This is a genomic window from Paenibacillus sp. UNC451MF (assembly GCF_000686845.1).
Lineage (GTDB): Bacteria > Bacillota > Bacilli > Paenibacillales > NBRC-103111 > Paenibacillus_S.
The window spans coordinates 240,433-263,564 of the sequence record NZ_JMLS01000003.1; the positions used below are offsets into that span (position 1 = coordinate 240,433).

The 23,132-nt window shown below is 44.6% G+C and carries 19 protein-coding genes; 15 read left to right on the top strand and 4 right to left on the bottom strand.

Annotated features, from left to right (window positions below):
• The first annotated feature begins 160 nt into the window (after positions 1 to 160).
• From BP97_RS0106585 to BP97_RS0106620, 7 genes are all read left to right on the top strand, one after another.
• Positions 161 to 1,345 carry an acyl-CoA dehydrogenase family protein gene (locus BP97_RS0106585; RefSeq protein WP_028548387.1) on the top strand — a complete coding sequence of 395 codons (1,185 nt, stop codon included), beginning with the start codon at positions 161 to 163 and terminating at the stop codon, positions 1,343 to 1,345.
• A 263-nt stretch (positions 1,346 to 1,608) separates the two neighbouring features.
• The gene (locus tag BP97_RS35500; RefSeq protein WP_064745672.1) at positions 1,609 to 3,462 is read left to right on the top strand and encodes a family 8 glycosyl hydrolase; all 1,854 of its coding nucleotides are present in this window, start codon (positions 1,609 to 1,611) and stop codon (positions 3,460 to 3,462) included.
• 212 nt (positions 3,463 to 3,674) lie between these two features.
• Entirely contained in the window at positions 3,675 to 4,841 is a 1,167-nt protein-coding gene (locus BP97_RS0106595; protein ID WP_028548388.1) for an iron-containing alcohol dehydrogenase, read from the top strand.
• Positions 4,842 to 4,974: 133 nt separating this feature from the next.
• Complete coding sequence (locus tag BP97_RS0106600; protein WP_231506233.1) at positions 4,975 to 6,201, top strand: MFS transporter; 1,227 nt, start codon at positions 4,975 to 4,977, stop codon at positions 6,199 to 6,201.
• Between the two features lie 235 nt (positions 6,202 to 6,436).
• The gene (locus BP97_RS0106605; protein ID WP_028548390.1) at positions 6,437 to 7,315 is read left to right on the top strand and encodes a helix-turn-helix transcriptional regulator; all 879 of its coding nucleotides are present in this window, start codon (positions 6,437 to 6,439) and stop codon (positions 7,313 to 7,315) included.
• An 87-nt stretch (positions 7,316 to 7,402) separates the two neighbouring features.
• The gene (locus tag BP97_RS0106615) at positions 7,403 to 7,669 is read left to right on the top strand and encodes a YciI family protein (protein WP_028548391.1); all 267 of its coding nucleotides are present in this window, start codon (positions 7,403 to 7,405) and stop codon (positions 7,667 to 7,669) included.
• A 91-nt stretch (positions 7,670 to 7,760) separates the two neighbouring features.
• Positions 7,761 to 8,777 (top strand): zinc-dependent alcohol dehydrogenase family protein, encoded by a 1,017-nt coding sequence (locus BP97_RS0106620; protein ID WP_028548392.1) that lies wholly within the window; start codon positions 7,761 to 7,763, stop codon positions 8,775 to 8,777.
• Between the two features lie 122 nt (positions 8,778 to 8,899).
• On the opposite strand, the gene BP97_RS35505 is transcribed toward BP97_RS0106620, so the two are convergent.
• Positions 8,900 to 9,385, bottom strand: coding sequence for a hypothetical protein (locus BP97_RS35505; protein ID WP_051620417.1), 486 nt, complete (start codon positions 9,383 to 9,385; stop codon positions 8,900 to 8,902).
• 178 nt (positions 9,386 to 9,563) lie between these two features.
• Between BP97_RS35505 and BP97_RS0106630 the strand changes: the two genes are divergently transcribed.
• From BP97_RS0106630 to BP97_RS0106660, 6 genes are all read left to right on the top strand, one after another.
• The gene (locus BP97_RS0106630; RefSeq protein WP_028548393.1) at positions 9,564 to 10,133 is read left to right on the top strand and encodes an FAD-dependent oxidoreductase; all 570 of its coding nucleotides are present in this window, start codon (positions 9,564 to 9,566) and stop codon (positions 10,131 to 10,133) included.
• Positions 10,134 to 10,310: 177 nt separating this feature from the next.
• The gene (locus tag BP97_RS0106635) at positions 10,311 to 12,623 is read left to right on the top strand and encodes a helix-turn-helix domain-containing protein (RefSeq protein WP_028548394.1); all 2,313 of its coding nucleotides are present in this window, start codon (positions 10,311 to 10,313) and stop codon (positions 12,621 to 12,623) included.
• Between the two features lie 242 nt (positions 12,624 to 12,865).
• Positions 12,866 to 13,789: an ABC transporter permease gene (locus BP97_RS0106640; RefSeq protein ID WP_231506244.1), complete on the top strand. Its 924-nt coding sequence runs from the start codon at positions 12,866 to 12,868 to the stop codon at positions 13,787 to 13,789.
• 19 nt (positions 13,790 to 13,808) lie between these two features.
• Entirely contained in the window at positions 13,809 to 14,705 is an 897-nt protein-coding gene (locus tag BP97_RS0106645) for a carbohydrate ABC transporter permease (RefSeq protein ID WP_028548396.1), read from the top strand.
• A 52-nt stretch (positions 14,706 to 14,757) separates the two neighbouring features.
• Positions 14,758 to 16,437 carry an ABC transporter substrate-binding protein gene (locus BP97_RS0106650; RefSeq protein ID WP_028548397.1) on the top strand — a complete coding sequence of 560 codons (1,680 nt, stop codon included), beginning with the start codon at positions 14,758 to 14,760 and terminating at the stop codon, positions 16,435 to 16,437.
• Between the two features lie 358 nt (positions 16,438 to 16,795).
• Positions 16,796 to 18,862, top strand: coding sequence for an acyltransferase family protein (locus BP97_RS0106660; RefSeq protein WP_028548399.1), 2,067 nt, complete (start codon positions 16,796 to 16,798; stop codon positions 18,860 to 18,862).
• A 71-nt stretch (positions 18,863 to 18,933) separates the two neighbouring features.
• On the opposite strand, the gene BP97_RS0106665 is transcribed toward BP97_RS0106660, so the two are convergent.
• Positions 18,934 to 19,401 carry a type II toxin-antitoxin system VapC family toxin gene (locus BP97_RS0106665; protein WP_028548400.1) on the bottom strand — a complete coding sequence of 156 codons (468 nt, stop codon included), beginning with the start codon at positions 19,399 to 19,401 and terminating at the stop codon, positions 18,934 to 18,936.
• The gene (locus BP97_RS35510) at positions 19,388 to 19,723 is read right to left on the bottom strand and encodes a hypothetical protein (protein ID WP_051620418.1); all 336 of its coding nucleotides are present in this window, start codon (positions 19,721 to 19,723) and stop codon (positions 19,388 to 19,390) included. The genes BP97_RS0106665 and BP97_RS35510 overlap by 14 nt, the downstream gene beginning before the upstream one ends.
• 331 nt (positions 19,724 to 20,054) lie before the next feature.
• Here BP97_RS35510 and BP97_RS0106675 point away from each other — a divergent pair, with 331 nt between their 5' ends.
• Positions 20,055 to 21,137 carry a rod shape-determining protein gene (locus BP97_RS0106675; RefSeq protein WP_028548401.1) on the top strand — a complete coding sequence of 361 codons (1,083 nt, stop codon included), beginning with the start codon at positions 20,055 to 20,057 and terminating at the stop codon, positions 21,135 to 21,137.
• A gap of 65 nt (positions 21,138 to 21,202) precedes the next feature.
• On the opposite strand, the gene xerS is transcribed toward BP97_RS0106675, so the two are convergent.
• The gene (gene xerS / locus BP97_RS0106680; RefSeq protein WP_028548402.1) at positions 21,203 to 22,288 is read right to left on the bottom strand and encodes a tyrosine recombinase XerS; all 1,086 of its coding nucleotides are present in this window, start codon (positions 22,286 to 22,288) and stop codon (positions 21,203 to 21,205) included.
• 179 nt (positions 22,289 to 22,467) lie between these two features.
• On the opposite strand from xerS, the gene BP97_RS35515 reads away from it, so the two are divergent.
• Positions 22,468 to 22,968, top strand: a complete 501-nt coding sequence (locus BP97_RS35515; RefSeq protein ID WP_051620419.1) for a YhcN/YlaJ family sporulation lipoprotein — start codon at positions 22,468 to 22,470, stop codon at positions 22,966 to 22,968.
• Positions 22,969 to 23,132: the final 164 nt, after the last annotated feature.

The following is a 23,132-nucleotide window of genomic DNA, read 5'->3' on the forward strand; positions in this document are numbered from 1 at the left end:
TTAGCGGTAAATGAGCGATCTGTTTTTTTGCAGCCTCAATGAAGAGAGGAGTGAGGCATTTCAAAATAAAATCTCTTCAGTAGAAGCTGGTTGTACGGAGCAATTTCTGTATAATGAAAACAACGAGCTATCTAATATTTTCCAAAGAGAGAGTGAGATCATGACTATAATGCCGACGTTGGACCCCTTCATTCGCAACGAAAGAGAAGCCGAGTTAGCCGCTTTAGCCGATCGACTTGCTGCACAATTTGCTTTGAGGGCAGCGAAGCATGATAAAGAAGGGGATTTTCCTTTCGATAACTTTGAAGATATGAAACAAGCTGGATATTTGAAGCTCCCTGTTCCTAAAGAATATGGCGGCGAGGAAATCGGTCTGTATGAGCTGGTGCTGCTGCAGGAGCGATTGGCAAGGGGAGATGGCTCGACAGCGCTGGCTGTAGGTTGGCATATGGGGCATATGCTTCATTATCGTGCTGCTAGGCCGTGGCCGGAAGCTTTATTTGAAAGGTTCTGCATAGAAGTAGTGGAAAGAGGCTCCATGATCAACAGCTTTGCAAGTGAGAAGGCAACGGGCAGTCCGAGCCGAGGAGGCAAGCCACAGACCGTAGCAGAGAAAGTCGACGGGGGTTGGCTGCTTACGGGTACAAAAACATACAGTACGCTGAGCCCGATTTTGAATCACTTCATCGTATCTGCTGCTATTGCAAATGAAGAACGTAACGGGGAATTCTTAGTTACGCGTTCGGAGCAAATCACCATTAATGAGACCTGGGATACGCTTGGGATGCGTGCGACAGGGAGCCACGATCTCGTTCTGAACCGCGCTTTTGTACCGGATGATGACTTTATCTCCCGAATGGATGTAGATCGCAAATATCCCAAACAAGATGACGGAGGCGGATGGATGCTCCATATTCCAGCGTGTTACTTGGGCATTGCTTATGCAGCTCGTGACTATGCAGTAGAGTACGCTAGCCGCTACCGCCCGAACAGCTTGCCAGGGCCTATAGCAGAGCTTCCTCATATTCAGCAGCTCATTGGATTAATGGAGGTGGATTTGACTGCGGCCAGAACCCTAATGTATTCCGTTGCAGCACGGTGGGATGAGCAGCCGGATAAAAGAAGCGCGTTGAAGCCTGATTTTGGCATCGTGAAATACCTAGCAACCAATAGTGCCCAGCAAATTGTCGATAGAGCTATGAGAATTGTTGGAGGAGCCAGCTTGTCTCGAACACTTCCTTTGGAGCGCATGTACCGGGATGTTCGAGCTGGTCTGCATAATCCCCCTATGGATGACGTTGTTTTGAAAAATGCTGCTCGCAGAGCGTTGGCAGAATGGGAATGACAAGGGATGACCACATAGTAACAACAACCATATTTATTAATGATATAAACAAAATTTAAGGATATAAAAAATGGTAGAAAAATGAATTTTAAGCAAAAACTGTTGAGTTTCCTTCATTGTGGACAGTCGTTCGATTCCTTATACTGTGATTGTCGAGGCCAAGACAATTCACATTAAAAGGAGATGTGGTAGTAAATCGAATCGAGCGTTCCTGCTTTGGATCACAGCTATCCAAGCATATCCACAATAAAGGAGATGATTTAATGAGAAAAGGCCGAGTTCTTGGCGCAATACTTTTGATATCTACTATACTACCGTTTCAAGCATTCACCGCTTCTGCTGCAGGAGAATTGAAACCGTTCCCACAGCACACGACGTATTATTCGGGCACCATCAAACCCAATCATGTAACCCAAACCCAACTGGATAACGATGTTAAAAGGATATACGATGAGTGGAAAGCCAGATACTTGAAGCAAAATCCGAAAGCGTCCGACCAATATTACGTCTTCTATAACCTTGAAGGCGAAGCAGATCCAGCAAATGCAGTTTCATCTTCGGAAGGCCATGGTTATGGAATGCTGGCAGCTGTCCTTATGGCCGGCTATGATACGAATGCCAAAACCTATTTTGACGGACTATATAAATTCTATAAAGCTCATCCAAGCGTCAATAACAGCAATTTAATGGCTTGGCAGCAAATAAAAGATAGCAGCGGCAATATTATCGACAATCCGGACGGTGGGAATGACTCTGCGACAGATGGAGACATGGATATTGCGTACTCCTTGTTATTGGCTGATAAACAATGGGGAAGCAGCGGCACTATCAATTACTTGAACCAAGCCAAATCGCTCATTAATGCTATTATGGCTAAAGATGTTAATTCCAGCGAGTGGCTATTGAAAATGGGGGACTGGGCGAGTAATAGCGATACCCAATACGGAAAAGGAACGCGTTTATCCGACTACATGTTAAGCCATCTCAAGGCTTTCCAAACAGCTACTACGGACGCGAATTGGGCGAATGTCACGACCAAGTCATATTCCATCATTAACACCTTGTATAACAATAACAGTCTTAGTACGGGACTAATGCCCGATTTTGCCGTATACAGCTCTGGCAGCTACGTACCGGCACCTTCCCAGTATTTGGAGGATGTGAATGATGGTAAATACTACTACAACTCTTCGCGTACTCCTTGGCGCATCCCTGTAGACTATTTGCTGACAGGCGATACCCGGGCAATAGGGCAATTAACAACGTTAAATAACTGGGTGAAAACGAAGACCTCTTCTAATCCAAACAATATTATTTCGGGTTACAATCTGAACGGTACGGTCATCTCGGGTGAAACAGAAAATTCAATGGCTTTCGTTGCTCCATTTGCGGTAAGTGCCATGATCAATTCCAGCAATCAAACTTGGCTCAACAGCTTATGGACAAAAATGGCCAATACGTCTACATCGAGCATCGGATATTTTGAGAACAGCATCCGTCTTCTTGTCATGATTACGGTTTCCGGTAACTGGTGGGCACCTGATTCCACATCGACTCCTCCATCGACTTCTACAACCCTCGTTAATGATAATTTCAACAGCATGACTACAGGAGCAGCGCCAACCGGTTACACGACCAGCGGCAATGTAACGATTGAGGACTTGCCTAGCTCTTCCAACAAAAGCATTAAGCTTAATGATACAGATACGACCAATTCTGTGAAAGCGAACAAAAGCTTTGCCACTCAAACCGGTAAAGTGACAATGGAATACAAGGTCATGCTGCCTTCAGCAGTGAATAACCTGTATGTTCATTTAAAGCAGGGCTCTACCATCGCATCAACGATTCAGTCTAACTCGGATGGAACTCTTCGTTATCGGAACGGGGACGGGACTATGTCTACCATAGCTAACTATTCTCCGAATACATGGTTGACCATTAAAATCGAAGCGGATGTGGCAACGAACAAGTCTAATGTGTATGTAAATGGAACTTCCGTTGTTACCGGCGGAACCTTCCGAAACAGCGTAACTGCGATCGACAGTGTTGAGCTGATCACACATTCTACAGGAACAGGTACGATGTACATTGATGATGTCAATATAACGACTCCATAATACGACGACAAAACACCGGACTTTTCTATGGGTTCGGTGGTTTTTTATATGGATAACGATACAAACGTTTTCGTTAGTAAGTTACGAGTGGGTTAGTAAGGGGGCTTGTCGTCAGTTATTTTCAACAATCTAACATGGAGATATAATAGGTCTGAAGCCAGTCATGATCACTCAAGATCAAATGGGTTGGTACCAAATGAAGGAGGACAACAATGAATAATTTTCAATTCCTGAATCCGACTAAAATCATGTTTGGCAATGGTATGCTGGAGCAGCTAGGCAGTGCCATATCTTCATACGGAACCAAAGTGTTGCTAGTATACGGTGGGGGAAGCATCAAATCGACCGGCCTCTACGAGCGAATTGTGAAGCAGTTACAGCAAGTAAATATTGAGGTGCATGAGCTGCCGGGAGTAGAGCCTAATCCTCGTGTAAGTACAGTTAGAAAAGGGATCTCACTTTGTCGGGAATACGACATCCCGTTTATTCTTGCTGTCGGCGGAGGCAGTGTCATTGATGCAGCAAAAGCGATTGCTGTCGGAGTACCGTACGATGGCGATGTGTGGGACTTTTTCATGAGGAAAGCGGCTATTCAATCGGCTATCCCGTTAGGAACCGTCCTAACTTTATCGGCAACGGGTTCGGAGATGAACGGGAGCTCAGTTATTACCCACTGGGAGGATCAGCTGAAGAAAGCAATTGGAAGCATTCACATTTATCCGAAGTTCAGCATATTGGATCCTACCCTGACCTATACGGTTCCTAAAAATCAGACCGTCAACGGAATTGTCGATATGATGTCGCATGTCTTCGAACAGTATTTCAGCCAAACAACGGAGACACCTCTTCAGGAACGCTTCTGCGAATCCATTTTGCAAACCGTTATTGAAAACGGAGAGAACGCGATACATAATCCTAACCATTATGAAGCAAGAGCTAATCTTATGCTTTGCGGAACCTACGCGCTAAACGGCGGCATGATAAGTGTCGGGATGCAGAACGATTGGGCAACTCATATGATTGAACATGAGGTCAGCGCTGTGTACGACATCGCGCATGCGGAAGGGCTATCCATCCTGTTTCCGAATTGGATGAAGTATGTGTATAAAGAAAGAATTGATCGGTTCGTCCAGTATGCCGTTCGGGTATGGCAGGTTGATCCGTCAGGCAAGTCCGATGATGAGATAGCTCTAGAAGGTATCCAGGCTACTCGTGATTACTTTACAAGAATCGGATCGCCCAGCCGCTTGAGCGATCTTAACATTGACGCAGCAGAAGTGGAACGGATGGCCAAAGAAACGGTGCGATTCGGACCTGTCGGCTCGTTCAAGCCTTTGCATGAATCCGATGTCCGCAGTATTCTGGAAATGAGCTTATAGGATTAATAGAGATAGCCGGTGATCCTTAGGGATGCCGGCTTTTTCAACCTATTCGAGATTGCAATAAACACGGTTTACAATCAAAGGGAACCGTACTATAGTTTGGATAGCAAAACATAGAGGAGAATTCGGCATGAACGCAAACCAAGCTATGCCAACTCGCTGGCATCATTTTATTTTTATTTTGGTGACTTTATTTTACTGGGCTTCGTTGTATACGTATATTCCGATTTTATCTCCCTATCTGGATCATTTAGGCGCGACATATAGCTTTGCTGGATTAGTGCTCGGAAGCTATGGTTTCGTTCAAATTGTGCTGAGACTGCCTCTTGGCATTGCTTCAGACAGGATGAAAGTACGAAAGCCTTATATTATGATAGGTATGATTGGGACTACATTAAGCTGCTTATGCTTCGCACTTGGGGGACATCTCGGTTGGATGTTAACCGGACGCATTATTTCCGGAATCGGGGCATCTACTTGGGCAGCGTTCACGGTATTGTATGCCAGCTACTTCAGTCAAGAGCAGGCGACTCGGGCCATGAGCTTAATCAGCCTTTTGACGGCAAGCGGGCAGTTAATCGGGATGAGCGTTAGCGGATACTTGGTTAAGGAGTGGGGTTGGAGCTCTACCTTCTGGCTTGGCAGCATCATTGGTATGCTTGGCCTTATTGTAAGCTTCTTCATTTATGAGCCCAAACAGGGCATATCGCGAAAACCAATTGAACTGAAGGATCTGGTTCAGGTCATGAGAGAGCCGCTCCTTTTAAAAGTGTCGACATTATCCATATTAGCTCATAGTATCCTGTTCATTACGATGTTTGGCTTTACTCCATCACATGCACTTGCATTAGGAGCCAGTCAGATGGATTTGACACTTCTGGTATTTGCATTCATGGTGCCGCATGCTTTCAGTAATTATATTTCCGGGAGATGGCTGGTGCCTAAGTTCGGTTCATGGAATCTTGTGCTTATAGCTTTTCTATGCAGCGCAGCCTGTACTACGGCGATATCAATGGTGAGCAGCTTTTCAGGGCTTGTGTACACCCAAATGCTTAACGGCTTTTTTCAAGGAATCTATTTCCCGTTGCTGCTGACTTTGGCAATTCAAAAGATCCATCCGGAGAAACGGGCGACGGCGATGGGGTTTTATCAGGCTGTATATGCCGTAGGGATGTTCGCAGGGCCTTTCCTTGCAGGATGGATTAATGAATGGGGTGGTCTGAAAAGCGGATTTTATTTCGCTGGACTAATAGGACTAGTCGCCGCTGTATTAACCTTGATTTGGAGCCGTGCAGAGGTGAAATCATCCGTATCTAATAGGAATTCAAAAGGAAGAGATGCATCCGCTCAAATGTAACTGAATAGACTCAAGTGGGACATTTGCTCTTCGGGGTAGATGTCTTTTTTTAAGTTCATGACCATAAGAAAGCATAACATTACAATAAGTTTCCCAATTTCCAAATGTGTCCAGTCGTCCTATCATTAGTTTAAGAACAACTCCCAAATTGATAATTTTTGAAACCCTTTTCAAAATTCATAATGCACTAAGTCATCGAACAATTCAGACCACACGGGTAGAAGGAGACATGAAGATGACCATTGAAGCGAAACAATTATTGAGAGATGCTCAGTTAACGGTGCTGCAGATTGCTCGAAATGATTATTCGGAACAGCAAAGAATTTCACCTCATGTGCATGAACATTACCACCAGTTGGTCATCGTACATAAAGGAAGCGGCGAGATGCAGTTGAATGATCATCTGTATCCGGTAGAAGGCCGTTACTTTTACTTGATTCCACCGCAATCCAGGCATGCGTTTTATTTCAACGAAGAATCTACCGCAGTTGATTATAAATTCAAGCTCTATGATGAAGGTCTGAATCACGCCATTGCGGGTTATCCGACTTATGGACCCTGCAGTAGTGATGATTTAGCTGATTTGAAGCATTGGTTTCAGCTCTCAATGGAATATAGAAAGATGCCCGAGCCCTTAACGTTGTACCGAATCGATTCTGGCTTCAAAGGGACGCTGCTTTCGCTATTGCAAAAAAGCCGGTTGCGAACTGTTCAAAGCAGAGGCACCACAAGGTCCAAGCTGGGCACCTATTCGGATTTCCCTATTGCCGCTTATATTGGCGAGCATTTATCGGATAAGCTGTCATTGATTGATATAGCCAATCATTTCGGTTTTCACCCTCATTATATTATCAAAATATGCAATGACCATATCGGCATGAGCCCCATGCAGTATTTACAAGAAAAGCGACTGGAAAAAGCTATGGAATACTTGGAGGATACGGATTGGACCGTAACAGAAATCAGCGAAAAGCTGGGCTGGACTACGTCCTATTTCTCTCGTTTGTTCCATCAAAAGAAAGGCATTTCTCCGTCCCAGTTCCGCAAAAAGGCGGTGTATTCATTAAGATCGGACGTTTGGCTGGAGGCTGATCATGCTGCGGCGGGACAGTGATGAGCAGACATTAGAAATTCACCAAGGATTGTCTTATAATGGTATGATAAGCATTTATTATAAGAGTTGTGAGGGGAAGCTGGAATGATGAAGCACTTTGTTGTATTCTTGCCAATGCTTGATGAAGAGAAAAGCCAAACGTATCGAGCGCAGCATCTCGATTATTTGGCGGACATGCGGAATCAAGGCCATATCTTTGCCAATGGCCGTTTTGTTGACGGAGCCGGAGGAATGGTCATTTACAGAGCGGAGTCGTTTGAGGCAGTAGAAGCTTTTGCTTTAAAGGATCCCTATGTTGTGAATAAAGCCAGAGGCTATGAAATTCATGAGTGGGACATGGTGCTTGCCGACTAAAACTTTTGAGAAATTCCTTATGGCCGATTTTTCTGTGCGCAGAGAAGTCGGCTTATGTTATATCGATCTACCTATGAGGAGAATGAACAGCATGATCGCTCGATATATAACCTGCACTCGCTTCGGAAATCCAAAGGATGTTCTTCAGGTTCAGTACAAAGAAGTAGTGCGGCCCGAGCCCGGCGAGCTCCTGGTTCAAATGTTGACTAGTCCAATTAATCCTTCCGATTTGATTCCAGTAAGCGGTGCCTATGCGCATCGGATTGCATTGCCGATGATCCCGGGGTATGAGGGTGTCGGCATCGTTACTGAAGTCGGTAAGAACGTTTCATCAACTTGGCTGGGACAGCGTGTGCTCGCTCTGAGAGGAGAAGGAACCTGGCAGGAATTTGTTCGTGTGCCTGCGGAGCTGGCTATTCCTGTGCCTGAAACGATTCATAACGACACGGCATCCCAGCTATACATCAACCCGGTTACCGCTTGGCTCATAAGTAAGCAATATCTAGCTTCCGATGATATCGTCTTGATCAATGCCTGTGGGTCATCAATTGGTCGAATCTTTACTCAATTATCCAAAGTGATTGGTTTCCAAGTCATTGCGGTTACTCGTAACCAGCTGCAAACAGAAGATTTGCTTCTATTAGGAGCGTCACATGTTATTAATACATCAACAACTTCTTTGCAAGAGGCTGTAATGGAAATAACGCAGGGAAGAGGGGTTAAGGTTGGCATTGACTCGATCGGAGGTTCAGCGGCTGAAGAGCTGGCGCAGTGTGTACAGATCGGAGGCACTGTACTGAGCATCGGTTTGTTATCGGGAAAACCGGTCGATTGGACACGTATTGCTAGACAAACCGGAGTTAAGCCTGCCCTATACTGGCTGCGCCATTGGGTAGCACGTGTGTCAGCCCAGGAATGGCATGAACCGTTCAGACACATCGTAGAGCTTATCCAAAATAGCCAATTACAGCTGGATCCACCTAGGTTAAGATTTGAATTAAGCAATATTCGTGAGGCTGTAATTGCCGCAACGGCAAATGGGAAATCGGGTAAGACTTCACTGACTTTTCAGAATTATTTCCCCAATGATTCTTCATTTCCCGGGTAAGCGCAGGACTCGATAAAAAGCGCATTTCCTTCGACATTTCGTGTTGAATTCCAATAAGGACTTCACGGATGCTGTCGAGAGAAATGCGCTTTTTTATAACTTCAACGTTCAGTATTGGGCAGCTAAGAGCCAACCTCCATGACCATGCTTTTAATTTTCTGCAGCCGTATGTATTCATTTTTCTGCAGACCCGGTCGGAAATAGCTATATAAGTAAGAAGCTTCGTCAAACGTTAATCCGGGGTGGCATACAACCTCTTGAATCGTGTGGGGATTATCCAGAATCAGCTGCCATTCCCCGTCACGCTCTTCGGGTGAAATGGTACGAAGAAGCTTTGTTTTGATCGAGGCTATTTCCTGCATTTCATCCCAAACATTAGACCAAGAGGGACTGAAATGTTCTGGGTTAGGAAACAACTGGCGCGCTTTGGCAATCCATGAGAATGTGGACTTTTCATCTCTTTCTTGAAACTGCTTGAGCTTGTGCTTAAAACCTTCCAACAGCATGTGAAAGGCAGAGTAACCGCCTTCGTCTATCGATTGTTTAAATAAAACAAGTTCTTCTTCAGATATCCCGTTCTCTAAATGCTGCCAATGATTCCGGTTCATCGAATTCGATCTCCTCTTAATAGAATAGGGTAGATTGTCACTAATTTAGCATATTATTGCTGGGATTTAAAGAGATGAAGCCATTCGTTTTGACAATCCATTCCAACTTGTGTAGCATTATAAATGATGGACAAGTACCTTACCATTCAATTGATAAAACGAAGGGAGAGTATCGAATATGTATGATATCGTTATAATCGGAGCAGGACCGGCAGGTGGCAGCGCTGCATTGTTCGCAGCAAAGTCAGGTAAGAAAACGCTTTTAATTGACAGCGATCAGAGCATGACCAAACGCGCTTGGTTGGAGAACCATTATGGTGTTATGGAACTGACAGGTGCTGAGCTTGTTGATATCGGTCAGAAACAAGCGGTCAAATTCGGAGCTGAATTGGTTCAGGCCAAGGTATCTAATGTGACGAAGTCAGGGGAAGGCTTTCAAATTGAGACGGAAAACGATCGTTATGAAGGCAAGCATGTGATCCTGGCTACGGGTGTGTTAGTAGATTTAGCTCAGCAAATCGGGCTGCAAACGAAAGACGGCACCGAACCGCGAATCAAAACAGTGATTGATGCGTCTCCTGAAGGGAAAACTTCCATTCCAGGCATTTGGGCTGCAGGTACTGCTGCAGGTGTCAGTGTGCATACGATCGTTACAGCGGGCGATGGAGCTAAAGTAGCGATTAATGTCATCAGCGAGTTGAACGGTGAGCGTTATGTCGATCATGATGTCGTGAAAAAAGGTTCTTAAATAATTTAGTACAAAACATCACAAAGGCTGTTCGTCCGTAGTTTTTAACTACTTTCGAGCAGCCTTTTTATAGTTATTCGACAAAACTCCAACCAGCATTCGACGTTATCTTTCGTTGTCGGCCCGTGTAAAGTACTTTACAATGGAGTCAAGTCTCGGGCATGGAGGAGATTCGAAATGTGGAGGTTGAAACGCTGCAGAGGCGGAAGTCACCGCGTATTTGTGCGTCTATTAATACCAAACCTGTTATTCCTTCTACTGCCGCTTCTTGTTGGAGGGGTTATTTACTATAAGACGCTTCATGAGATGGAGAAGGAAGTTACCGCAAGCAATATGAATGTGCTCCAGCAAAGCAGAGATATATTGGACCGCCGATTGTCTGAAATTTCATCCATCGCTATCCAGCTTGTGAACGATACGAGAATTATGCAATTTCAGCATATAAGGGAACCGTTTCAAGGCTCAAATATTAACCGTATTTGGGATACTCGCAAGAGTATTCAAAACTATAGTCTGACTAATAATTTTATTTTTAATTATTTTGTCATTTTCAAGAATAGCGAGCTCGTATTTACGGAGAACACCACATATGAGCTGCTTGAATTTTATAATACATTCCGATACATAGGTCTAGATACTGATAGTTGGAAGCATATGATCCTGGGTGCATACCAGCAGCGTAAAATGCTGCCTTCACAGCAGGTGCTTGTCAACGCCAATGTATATTCGCTTCTCACTTACATTCATTCTTTGGGCTACCCAGGCTATCCGCAAGGAGCGGTAGTCATTACTGTAGACAACAGAGAGGTACAAAAGCTAATGGGAGGCTTGGACTTGTCTGGTGGGGGCTGGGCCTACATTATCGATGAGAATGGCAAAATCATTAGCTCTACGGCATCGGACGCCCCAATAAGCTGGATTCAGAACGCCAACCTTAAAGGCAAACAAGGAAGCATGCTACAGCAGATGGATCAGCAGCAAATGAGGGTCACCTATACAACATCCTCATACAACGGTTGGACCTATTTGGTTGCACAACCGGAGCATATTGTACTGAAAAAAGTGCTCTATATCAAAAACATCATTTTTACATTAGCCCTTATTTTTCTGGCGCTCGGTCTATTGATAGCTTATCTCATTGCTTATCGGAACAGCCGTCCGCTAAGAACGATCATGGAAACCATTATGGAACGGATGGATGGCAAACCGGACACCGGGCCCGACGCCTATCGGTTTATAAAAGAATCGGTTTCAAGACTTATAGATAATAATCATGAGCTGCAGGATAAGATGAAGAAGCACGCACCTTATTTGCAGGCGGCCTTGTTCGAGAGATTACTGAAGGGGGATTTCTTGTCCGCTAAAGATACGTCCGTGCTGCTGCAGCATGTCGGTATTAAGGCTCAGGGGAGTTTTTATGCAGTAGCGATTGTCCAACTTCGGGGATACGAGGGAGGATTTGACCCTTCTTCTCTGGAGGAGCTCGATATGAAACGGGTCATGATAAAGGAAATATTGAGAAAAGAGCTGCAGGTCAACCTTTACTGGCATGATGTTGCTGAAGATCAGATTGCGCTTCTATTTGCATTTGAATCGATTAGTTCTGAGTCGGGCCTCTCCTATTTGAGAGAAGCGCTGCCAAGTATAAGCGAATTCATTCATACGCAGATAAATGTTTTGACGCGATTTGCCGTTGGAGGCATTTATGAGGAACTGCTACATATCTCCCGTTCTTATGAAGAATCGCGGCTGACACTCCAGTATTTAACGTGGAGAAATCAGAATGGAATTGCGCATTATGAAGAGCTGCCTAGGGAAAACAACGGCTATTTCTATCCATCAGACCTGGAGATGCGATTGAGTAATCTGGCTATGGCCGGGGAACTCGAGGCTATAGAAACCGTGCTGCACGAATTGCATCAAATCAATTTTGAAGAGAGACGTTTATCCGTTCCGATGCTGCAATTGTTTATGAACGAGATGGTAGGGACTGTGGTCAAGCTTCTGCCGCAGGTATCACTTAACGACGCGAGACTGGTCGAACGATTGAAGCAATTATCAACGGAAATGACCTCTTATGAAGGATTGGAGAAAAATTATAAGTCGCTGGGACAGATATATCACCAAGTGTGCAGCTTCGTGAACGATCATAAAAAAAGTCAAAATGTACAGCTGCTGGAGAATATCGTTTCCTTGCTTCAAGAGGCATTTGCTGATCCGGATATTTGTCTAGATTCAGTAGCGGAGCAGATGGGGATTTCCAAGGGGTATTTATCCCAATTCTTCAAAGAGCAGATGGGAATCAACTTCTCTGATTATTTAGAGGATCTTCGGATGACATTGGCCAAGGAGCTGCTAGCTGAGACAGACTTACCCGTATTTGAAATTGCTGTGAGGGTCGGATATAGCTCTTCGAACACCTTTTGCCGTGCGTTCAAACGTATCAATGGTGTCAGTACATCAGCATTTCGCGGCTCCAAAGCCATTTGAAAGCGCATTCTGCAAAAATGCAAATCATAAAGAGAAATGCACATGAGCGATTCTTAAGAGCTGCACATCGAGCAGCACACAATCCCATTTACTTCTTGAGCTGCACTCTTTATTGTGAAACCAAGGCAGTTGTTAGGGCCGAGCTCGAATAAAGATGCCAGTAAGTGAAAGAAGCAACCAATGAGGGAGGTGAGCAATTGGAAGCGCTTAAGCAAACATCAGGAGCACAATCCGGCGTTAGCGTGAGGACAAAAACTCGAACACCTTTGACCAAAGTTCGAAAAGTATGGAGGCTGTATGCATTAATAGCAATCCCGCTGATTTACATTATTATTTTTAAGTATGTTCCGATGTACGGCGCTCAAATTGCTTTTAAAAACTTTATCGTAACGAAGGGGATCTGGGCAAGCGAATGGGTCGGGTTCAAGCATTTCATCCGTTTTTTTAACTCTTATGAGTTTTGGAGGCTGATGAGCAACACCATTGTATTGAGCTTATATAGCTTGATTGCTGGGTTTCCATTTCCTATTATCCTTGCGTTAAGTTTGAATTACGTAAAAAATCAGTTTTTTAAAAAATCCGTCCAAATGATCACCTACGCTCCGCATTTTATTTCTGTGGTCGTTATGGTTGGTATCATCTTGGAGCTTCTGGAACCGAGGAATGGGATTGTCAACAATGTTATAAAGTTAATAGGGCTGGACCCAATTAATTTTATGGGAGTTCCTGAGTATTTCAAATCGATTTATGTGTGGTCAGGTATATGGCAAAGTGTAGGCTTTGGCTGCATTATTTATTTGGCCGCTCTCTCAAGCATCGACACATCCCTACATGAGGCGGCAGTTGTGGACGGCGCTACCAAGATGCAGAGGATGTGGCATATCGATATCCCAGGGATTATGCCCATAGCGATCATAATGCTGATAATGAATACCGGGCATATGCTAGATGTAGGCTTTGAGAAAGTGCTCTTAATGCAAAACCCGCTTAACCTTCGAACATCTGAAGTGATTGATACCTATGTGTATAAGGTGGGGTTGACGTCCCAGGCGCTGAATTACTCTTATCCAACGGCTATAGGATTGTTTAAATCGGTCATCAATCTGATTTTACTTATTATGGTTAATAAAATTGCCCAAAAAACAAAACAGGCCAGCTTATGGTAAGCGGGGAAAGGAGCATGCATTGGAACATACGACGATTAAAGAGACGAAAAGCGATCAGTTGTTCACTTTTATTAACTACACGATACTATCGTTGTTTTTGATTACGATCCTTTATCCGTTAATTTATGTTGTAAGCGCTTCAATAAGCAGCTCGGAAGCCGTCATATCCGGTAAAGTGTGGCTCTGGCCTGTTAATCCGTCATTGGATGGCTATAGCGCTGTGTTCAAGCACAAGCTGATCTGGAGCGGGTTTATGAACTCGATCTACTATACTGTAGCAGGGACACTTATTAACGTGGTTATGACGATTTTGGCAGCGTATCCTTTATCGAGAAAAGATTTCTACGGCAAAAATGTGTTTATGTTTCTGTTCGTCTTCACCATGATGTTTTCCGGAGGCTTAATTCCAACCTACATGCTGGTCAAGGATTTGGGCTTGCTTAATACGACTTGGTCGATGCTTTTACCTGGAGCCTTGGGTGTGTGGAACATGATTATTACTAGGACATATTTTCAAACGACGATTCCTGACGAGTTGTTGGAGGCTTCGCAGCTTGACGGGTGTACGGACTTTCAATTTATTTGGAAAATCGTGCTGCCGCTCTCAGGTCCTATCATAGCGGTTATCGCTCTGTTCTATGCGGTAGGGCACTGGAATTCATATTTTAACGCATTAATTTATTTGAAAAAGCAAAGCTTGTACCCGCTACAGCTTGTTCTGAGGGACATTCTTGTCCAAAATGATGTGGATATGAATATGCTTGTCGACGTTGCCGAACAAGCGAAGCGGGAAGGTTTGCGGGAGCTGCTGAAATATTCGTTGATTGTTGTTGCAACGGTGCCTCTATTGGTTGTTTATCCATTTGTGCAAAAGTATTTCGTAAAGGGGATTATGATTGGATCGTTGAAGGGATAGATACTTACGACACCAGTTTTGCCAAAAGGCAAAACTCTTAGGAGGGGTTAATTTGAGAAAAATAACACTCATCACGCTCTCGCTGATTTTAAGTATGGGGATTGTATTAAGCGCTTGTTCCGGTAAGGACGATGCCTCACCGCCGGATACCTCCAAACCATCTCAAGTCGCTGTTACTCCAGCAGGACAATTTCCTATCACTAACGAAAAAACGACCCTAAAGGTATTGGTTAAAGGCAGTTCGTCGGTTGAAGATTTTGCAACCAATGAATTTACGAAATGGCTCGAGCAAAAAACAAATATTCACATCGAGTGGGAAGTAGCTCCAGAGAAATCGGCGACGGAGAAGCTCAATTTGGTTCTCTCCAGCGGCGACTATCCGGACGTTATCATGGGCTTTGGTGTTTCTCCGACACAAATGATGATTTACGGCACTCAAGGTGTGTTTCTTCCCCTTAATGATTTGATCGATAAGTATGGCGTCGAGATGAAAGAGATGTTTCAGGAGAACGCTTTTTATAAGGATTTGATCACGGCGCCGGACGGCAAAATCTACGCGCTTCCGCAGGTTAACGAGTGCTATCACTGTATGTACCAGCAAAGAATGTGGATTGAAAAGCCGTGGCTCGATAAGTTGGGCCTCCAAATGCCGACCACAACGGATGAGTTCTATGAAGTATTGAAAGCATTCAAAACAAAAGATCCGAACGGCAACGGGAAAGCAGACGAAATTCCACTCTCCGGATCGATCCAAGCATCCAGCAGCAACTTGTTCTCGACGCAAATGCTGGATTCGTTCATCATGAACGCATTTATTTACGATCACGGTGATAAAAAGCTCTATCTCGAGAATGGAAAAGTTACTGTACCGTATAACAAGCCGGAGTGGAAGGAAGGCTTGAAATATATTCGTAAGCTATATGCCGAAGGATTAATCGATCCACAAGCTTTAACACAAGATAACAACCAATTGAAAAAATTGGGTGAGAATCCTGATACCGTTATCTTAGGTGCTTCCTCTGGACATAACATGGGCTCCCTCACGACATTAGGAGGAAGCAGCGGCAGATGGCTAACTTATGTCGCGGTGCCACCGTTGAAAGGGCCGAATGGCTTCCAGAACGCAGCCTACCATCCTTATGTTGTAGGTAATGGTCAATATGTCATTACTAAAAATGCTAAGAATCCTGAAGCGGCCTTCCGCTTAGCTGACTTCTTATATAACACTCCGGATACTACGCTAAGATGGTATGCAGGTCGAGAAGGTGTCGAATGGCGTTATGCGGAAAAAGGGGAAATCGGCATTAACGGCAAGCCAGCCATTTGGAAACAGCTGACCCCATGGGGCGGAGTGCAAAATGTGAACTGGAGCCAAACCGGCCCGAACTATCGTTCTAACGATTTCCGCTTGGGAGAGGTTGCTAACCCAGAACAGCCACTTGAGGTCATCTTGTATAACGAAACCAAAACGAAGATGGAACCGAAGCAAATGCCAATCGATAAAGTCATGCCTCCAGTATTCTTCACTGCAGATCAAGCCTCGGAACTAGCGGATCTCGAAAAGACAATTCTCGATCATGCGAAGGAGATGATGGCACGCTTCATTACAGGTGATTCGGATATTGATAAGAACTGGGACGCCTATGTGAAGAACTTGGATAATATGAATCTGAAGAGATACCTGGAAATTTACCAAACTGCATATGACGCAAACTTTAAGAAGAAAAAATAATGGATTAAGCTCGCCCACAAGCACTGAATTTCGGTGTTTGGCGGGCGAGTTTTTTTAGCAAAAATTGCGAACAAAAGTTCCAATTGATTCCTTTCCAACAGCGTAATAAGATAAATGAGCCTGAATTCGGAGTCTGTAGAATGTGAAAGAAAAGATGTAATCCTTTCGTAACGTTTTCCATTTCGCGACTGTGTATAGTAAAGGTACAGCTGAGATGAATTGCGCCCCTTGTGCGATCGAAAGGACAGAAGACAGATGAGCCGAATCGTTATGTTGAAGATGCGGAGTAGCAGGATTGATGACATTAAATGCTTTGAATTTGAACATTTAGCCCCATTAACTAAAGGGGGCGCTCGAAATGCCTAAACCGGTTATTGGTCAAGGAAGATATATGGCAGGGCTGGATGGTCTCCGTGCAATATCCGTATTCGCCGTCATAGCTTACCATCTGAATATGAAATGGGCTCAGGGTGGTCTCTTGGGCGTAGGTGTTTTTTTCGTTCTTTCCGGTTATTTGATTACAGATCAACTTATTGCCCAGTGGAGAAATAAGGGTACTGTGGACTTGAAGGACTTTTGGTTGAGGCGTGCACGGAGGCTTCTCCCTGCACTGCTGCTCATGTTAGTAGCAATCGTTGCCTGGCTAGCGATTTTTGACAAGTCGCGTCTTCTAACATTGCGAGAAGAGGTAGGGGCAGGTTTATTGTATGTGAGCAACTGGTGGCTGATATTTCATGAGGTTTCGTATTTTGAAAGCTTTGGCCTGCCATCTCCCTTAGGCCATCTATGGTCGTTAGCTGTAGAGGAGCAATTCTACTTGTTATGGCCGGTGGTGCTGCTGTTTGCCATTCGTTGCTTGCCGAGAAGAGGACCATTGGTTGGAGTCACGCTGTTCGGAGCCTTAGTTTCCGTGCTAGTAATGGTATGGCTGTATGATCCAGGTACGGATCCGAGTAGAGTGTACTATGGAACGGATACGAGGGTATTTGCTTTGCTTATCGGCGCAGCCCTTGCAATGGTTTGGCAAAGCCGCAAGTTAACATCTCGTGTGACGCTCCGTGCGCAAATTGTACTTGATTCAATGGGATTTGCTGCCTTGCTGCTCATAGGCTTTATGATTTGGAATACGAATGAATATGATGAGTTTCTGTACCCTGGCGGCTTCGTTCTGCTGTCTTTTGCGGCGGCAGTGGTTGTAGCGGTGCTCGCTCACCCGGTCAGTCTATTGGGTAAGGTGTTAGGAAGCAAGCCGCTTCGTTGGTTTGGTGTTAGATCATATGGAATCTATTTATGGCATTATCCGATTATAGTCATGAGCACTCCTATTGCAAGCAGTGGTAAGGTGGATCTGGTTCGCGCCGCCATACAAGTAGTTGCAACGATCTTAATTTCCGCCTTGTCATGGCGGTATGTGGAAGAACCGATCCGTCGAGGCTCGTGGAATCGCCTGGTGTCTCAAGCGAGTGTCAGCAGACGCATGCGGCAACGATTGTCTATGGTGCGCTGGACTCCATTTGCTTGTGCAGTGTTATTAATTGGATTTCTATTCGTTGGTTTGTTACAACGTGTAACGGATGCAACACCAGGGTCTGAGGTGGCAGGACCAACCGATCCGATATTACCGTCAGAGACGGCAGTCAGTGCGGTTTACAGTGCAGTCGTTATCGGTAATGTTGTGCCCGATTTAACTTATACACCGTCACCAACGGTCTCTAATAAACAACCGGACGCTGTGGTGCCCCCACTAAGTTCCACCGCCGGGAATGAACGAGGCGTACTTACAGATAGTGATCCTTCGTCAAACGAACATAGAAGCCAGTCCGAGGAACAAGATGAAACTGTGAATCATAAGGATGATAACGGTACAACCGAGACGACTAAGACAGATAGTCTCACAGATGATACGAAACAGAAAGAAGAGCCTGTTATCCCTATAGTTCCGACAGTGAAAACCGGCAAAGGTATCACAGCTATTGGCGATTCGGTTATGCTGGATATTGCGCCGTATTTGGAGAAGCTTCTCCCCGGCATTGTAGTGGATGGTAAAATCGGACGACAATTCAACGAAGCCGCAGATATTTTAGACCAGCATAGAAAAGAGGGGACTCTGGGAAGCAGAGTCATTATAGAGCTTGGCACCAACGGCCCCTTTAACCAAAAACAGCTGGAAGCTTTGCTTGATTCTCTCGATGGAGCGAAACAAATTATTTTGGTGAACACTCGAGTTCCACGTAAATGGGAGGACGAGGTGAACTCGGTTCTGGCCGAGGTTGCCCGCTCTAATTCCAAGGTCACCTTAGTTGATTGGTATACGGCAAGCGAAGGGAAAAGCAGCTTCTTTGCACCCGATGGTGTCCATCTTGAAGCGGAAGGCTCCGAGTACTATGCATCACTCGTTGCTGGTGCACTTAAATCGCATTCATAATATAAATAAAACCTGCATCCGACTTCAAAATGAAGAGGGATGCAGGTTTTTTCTTGCGTTATAGTGAGGATTTACCACACGCTAGGCATCACTTTAATCGATGAATCCAGCTTGGGAAGAAAGGTGTGGCTCGGATTAAAAGTGAAAATCCGCTTGATTTGATAAGTAATCATGACGACGGCAGTTATAGCTTCATTCAATGAGAGCTGTAAATCAGGACAATCAACAAGCAGTCGTTTAGACTCTTGCTCGAACTCGGAACAGCCTGAAATGATGGTTAAGGTTCCTTTTTGCACAGCCTGCTCCACGGTTTCGAGGAAAAACTGAGCCTGCTGAAATCCGTATTTGTTTCTTAACCATTGATGCGTGTCAAACAATACATAGTTCGTTGTTATGAGGGTTCTGTCCATATCATCAAGATCAAGAAATAAAGTGCGTGCTTTGGTGTAATAAGGGTCTTGTGGATTCATAAAAGACATGAATGCTGTTTGATCTAAAAATACCGCTTGTGTGAGGTTGGTTTGTTCATGGTTGTTCATATTTCGTATCTCCATAAAGGTTAATGTTTCGCTCCGACAAGGCATCCAAATAGAGAAGTGGATTACGATCTAATTGCTCTCTAGATATAGGAACGAGAAGCTCGCTGCTTTTAAGAGTCCAGTACTGCTCCACAATTTGATTGACGATTTCGTTGACAGAAACTTGCTGCGTATCAGCCATTTGCTGACATTTTTCTAATAAGACCGGGTCTAGCTCTAGGGATAGTTCATCTTCAGTCTCTTCCGGCCCGGCAATAAACTGTGTCGCCGCACTTTTCCATTGTTCCAGCCGGCGCTGCAGCAGTCTTTTGGAATTGCCCATGGACTTGCACCTCCGTTGTAATTGGTTACGGCTTATGTATTTTTCGTCGCCATCTTATAGTATTCGAGAGGAACCGACATTTTAATGGGGCTGAAGGCAAGATTCGCCAATTTTCTACAGATGGATTCTAGTTGTAAATATATACCACTAAAAAACCCCCGAAAGATCGGATACAAGGACGAAGAGTATAACACTCGGAGCTAGCGGCGTCAGGTCATGACCATAGATTAACAAATCATGCTAAGTGACCACAGCAGCACCATCCGCAGAAAGTATAGTTGGGATTCCTAATCCTACGCTTCGATAACCTGTTTGAAACGGAGGATACATAATGTTTAATGGACTTGAGCTTCAATTCGGGATCGATTTGGGGACATCGAATACAATTATTTATCAGCATGGAAAAGGCATCGTGCTTCAGGAGCCTTCTGTTATTGCCGTAAGACATGAAACGGGGGAAATTCAAGCTATCGGGGCTGAAGCGCAAGCGATGATAGGTCGTGCGCCAGGAAGTCTCGAAATCATTTACCCTTTGCAGGAAGGAGTTATTTCCAACTACAATTGGTCTACGGCCATGCTTCAGCATTTTATGAAAAAAATTCAAGCCCGTTCTTGGATGCGCAAATCGAAGGTGTTTATCTCTATTCCATGCGGTATTACTAGTGTGCAGAAAAGAGCAGTGGAAGAAACGGTATTGCATAAAGGCTCCAATAGAGCCATTACCATAGAAGAACCTCTCGCAGCTGCGCTAGGCGCCGGTCTTCCGGTAGACGAGCCGATGGGGAATATGATTCTCAATATCGGGGGCGGCACGGCACAGGTTGCAATCCTGTCTCTCGGCGGTATCGTATCGAGCAGAACAACTCGCAGAGGTGGGCTGTCCATTGATCGGGATATTATCGAATATGTGAAGAAGGCCTATAATCTTGAGATCGGGGAGCGAACTGCAGAGGATGTTAAAATACGTCTTGGCAGCGTTGAGAAGCCAGACCCGGAACTCCGGATGGATATTCGCGGCAGGGATCTGATTGAAGGCTTACCCAAAACGGTAACCGTTACCGCGACTGAAATATACACATTGCTCGATAGCTTCATCGTCACGATGGTGGAAACGATTCGATCCACGCTTGAGGATTGCCCTCCAGAGCTTGCAGGTGATGTTATAGAGCAGGGAATCATATTGTGTGGGGGAGGTTCCTTGCTGAGTGGACTTGCTCCACGATTACAAAAGGAAACGAGCATCCCGATTCATCTTGCCGATCGCCCCCAGGAATGCACTGCATTGGGAGCAGGGAAAATGCTTGAATTCGATGTAAGAACTCCGCGGAGCAACCGTAACTCCAGCAGTTGGAAAGCTGCTTCGAACGTGAACTATCAAGATCAGGAAGCTGTGAATCAACAGGCAGCCGAATAAATATACAAGAGCAGTCATCCTTATAAGGATACTGCTCTTTATTAATTTAAGGATCCTATATAGGGTTAATCCTGTGCTTTACGGAAATCGATCGCTTCAGCCATCGTCTTATCCGTAAGGTGAGCATAAATTTGTGTTGTCTCAGGAGAAGCATGGCCTAATTGCTCCTGGGTTTTGTACAAGTCATTCCGTAAATAATAGTCCGTCGCGAAGGAATGGCGAAGCTTGTGCACAGATAAGTACGGCTTTCCAAAATATTTGGCATACTTGATAATCATCGCCTGGATCGCGCGCTTCGTCATGCGCTCGCCTTCTTTTTTTCCGTTGGCTACAGCCAGAAAGAGGGCTTTTTCTTTCTTAGGAGCTTTATATTGAGTTTGGCGCAGCTCCAAATAAGAGGTAAGATCATCAATCGCTTCTTGTCGGAAATAGACAGGTGTTTTGAAGGTATCATCGTTCTTACCTTTTCGATACACGTGAGTTAGCTTTTTCTTAAGGTCTATATCTTCTACATTCAAATTCACGACTTCAGACACACGCAGGCCGGAATTCAGTATTAATGTTACGATGCAGGCATCCCTAACTTTATTTTGATGGTAAGAATAGAGTGCCTGTTTATTGTTGCATACATCCTGTTCATAACCGCGGTGAACATACGCAATAAATTCGTGGATTTCTTCCTCCTGAAGCAATTTACCTTCCAGCTTGGCAGCTGTATCCTTTGGTTTATGCGTCCGTTTAATTTCGACTTTCGCCATGACATTCCGCTTCAAGAGGGGGTAAAATTCTTCGTCCTCAGCAATTTGGCTCAAATAGTGGAACAACGATCGCAGAGAAGAGAGTTTGCGTGAAATGGTGGTTTTGCTGTTAGTATTCTCAGTCCTCGTGGAAAGAAACATACGAAAATTGTCGATGCTTTCCATATGAAGTTTTTCCAAAGCTTCTATAGGTACTTCTCTGATCGAATTTCCTTGAGCCAGGCCTTCAGCCAGAAGCCATGAAAGAAACGTTTCGTAATCCCTTACATACTCTAGCAGGGAGGACGGTGATAAGTCCGGAAGCTTATAATTAATAAATTTTTCCACATACCAAGGCATGGAAGGTACTCGTTTATCCAGCTCTTGGCGGTCTTTTACCTTCAATATGTTCACGTTAGCGTACCTCCATCACGTAATCATGATTATGTAATTAGAAAAAGAAACCATTTCATCCTAGAACCTTAGTATAGAACAGATCCAGAATGAAGTGTAGTCCTACACTAGCAACATTGAATGAATAAAGAGTCTGTAATCCATACTAACCTTTGATAATAAAAAAGGGGGACAGACTTATGACACATAATCACAGTAAAAAAATGATTTATGCTTTGTCTGCTTGTTTGCTTGTAGGGGCGGCAGCAGGCTGCAGCAAAAATAATCAAGCCGCTCAGCCGGCGCCTCACACGAATAACATGGTGCGGCAGCAAGCAGTCAATCCAACGCCGTCTGCTATTCCAGGAGATCGTATCGAGGTTGCTAATCAGTCGGCGCAAAAGATAACACAACTGCCAGGTGTAAGCAGCGCAACGGTGCTTGTATCTCGTCACAATGCGTACGTAGCGGCTATTTTGAAGGACCGCAGCGGTCATTTGTCACAGGACATGGAATCACAAATAGCGCAGCAGGTAAAATCCACCGATAATAATATTCATAATGTTTATGTATCGACCAACCCTGACTTTGTTCAACGTGCTAACAACTATGTTATGGACGTTAGTCAAGGTAGACCGGTTACTGGCTTTGTACAGGAGTTTGGCGAAATGATCAAACGAATTTTTCCTAACGCTCACTAATGAGTCCTTAAGCATTGTTAAGCCCGAACGGCAAGGTGCAATTCCCTTGTCATTCGGGCTTTTTTTGGTTGTTGTAAAAACGATGATTGTAAAAAGCATTGAAGGGTTATATAATCTATGTACAAAAGTGCTATATAAGTACATATGTACACGAATGGAGGGAT

Excerpts from the sequence above, each read along its gene's own strand:
- BP97_RS0106620 (WP_028548392.1), top strand. The coding sequence starts at position 7,761 with ATGATCGCTCGATATATAACCTGCACTCGCTTCGGAAATCCAAAGGAT.
- BP97_RS0106630 (WP_028548393.1), top strand. The coding sequence starts at position 9,564 with ATGTATGATATCGTTATAATCGGAGCAGGACCGGCAGGTGGCAGCGCT.
- BP97_RS0106665 (WP_028548400.1), bottom strand. The coding sequence starts at position 19,401 with ATGAACAACCATGAACAAACCAACCTCACACAAGCGGTATTTTTAGAT.
- BP97_RS0106615 (WP_028548391.1), top strand. The coding sequence starts at position 7,403 with ATGAAGCACTTTGTTGTATTCTTGCCAATGCTTGATGAAGAGAAAAGC.
- BP97_RS0106600 (WP_231506233.1), top strand. The coding sequence starts at position 4,975 with ATGAACGCAAACCAAGCTATGCCAACTCGCTGGCATCATTTTATTTTT.
- BP97_RS0106675 (WP_028548401.1), top strand. The coding sequence starts at position 20,055 with ATGTTTAATGGACTTGAGCTTCAATTCGGGATCGATTTGGGGACATCG.
- BP97_RS35500 (WP_064745672.1), top strand. The coding sequence starts at position 1,609 with ATGAGAAAAGGCCGAGTTCTTGGCGCAATACTTTTGATATCTACTATA.
- BP97_RS0106635 (WP_028548394.1), top strand. The coding sequence starts at position 10,311 with ATGTGGAGGTTGAAACGCTGCAGAGGCGGAAGTCACCGCGTATTTGTG.
- BP97_RS0106605 (WP_028548390.1), top strand. The coding sequence starts at position 6,437 with ATGACCATTGAAGCGAAACAATTATTGAGAGATGCTCAGTTAACGGTG.
- BP97_RS35505 (WP_051620417.1), bottom strand. The coding sequence starts at position 9,385 with ATGAACCGGAATCATTGGCAGCATTTAGAGAACGGGATATCTGAAGAA.
- BP97_RS0106595 (WP_028548388.1), top strand. The coding sequence starts at position 3,675 with ATGAATAATTTTCAATTCCTGAATCCGACTAAAATCATGTTTGGCAAT.
- BP97_RS0106585 (WP_028548387.1), top strand. The coding sequence starts at position 161 with ATGACTATAATGCCGACGTTGGACCCCTTCATTCGCAACGAAAGAGAA.
- BP97_RS0106660 (WP_028548399.1), top strand. The coding sequence starts at position 16,796 with ATGCCTAAACCGGTTATTGGTCAAGGAAGATATATGGCAGGGCTGGAT.
- BP97_RS35510 (WP_051620418.1), bottom strand. The coding sequence starts at position 19,723 with ATGGGCAATTCCAAAAGACTGCTGCAGCGCCGGCTGGAACAATGGAAA.
- BP97_RS35515 (WP_051620419.1), top strand. The coding sequence starts at position 22,468 with ATGACACATAATCACAGTAAAAAAATGATTTATGCTTTGTCTGCTTGT.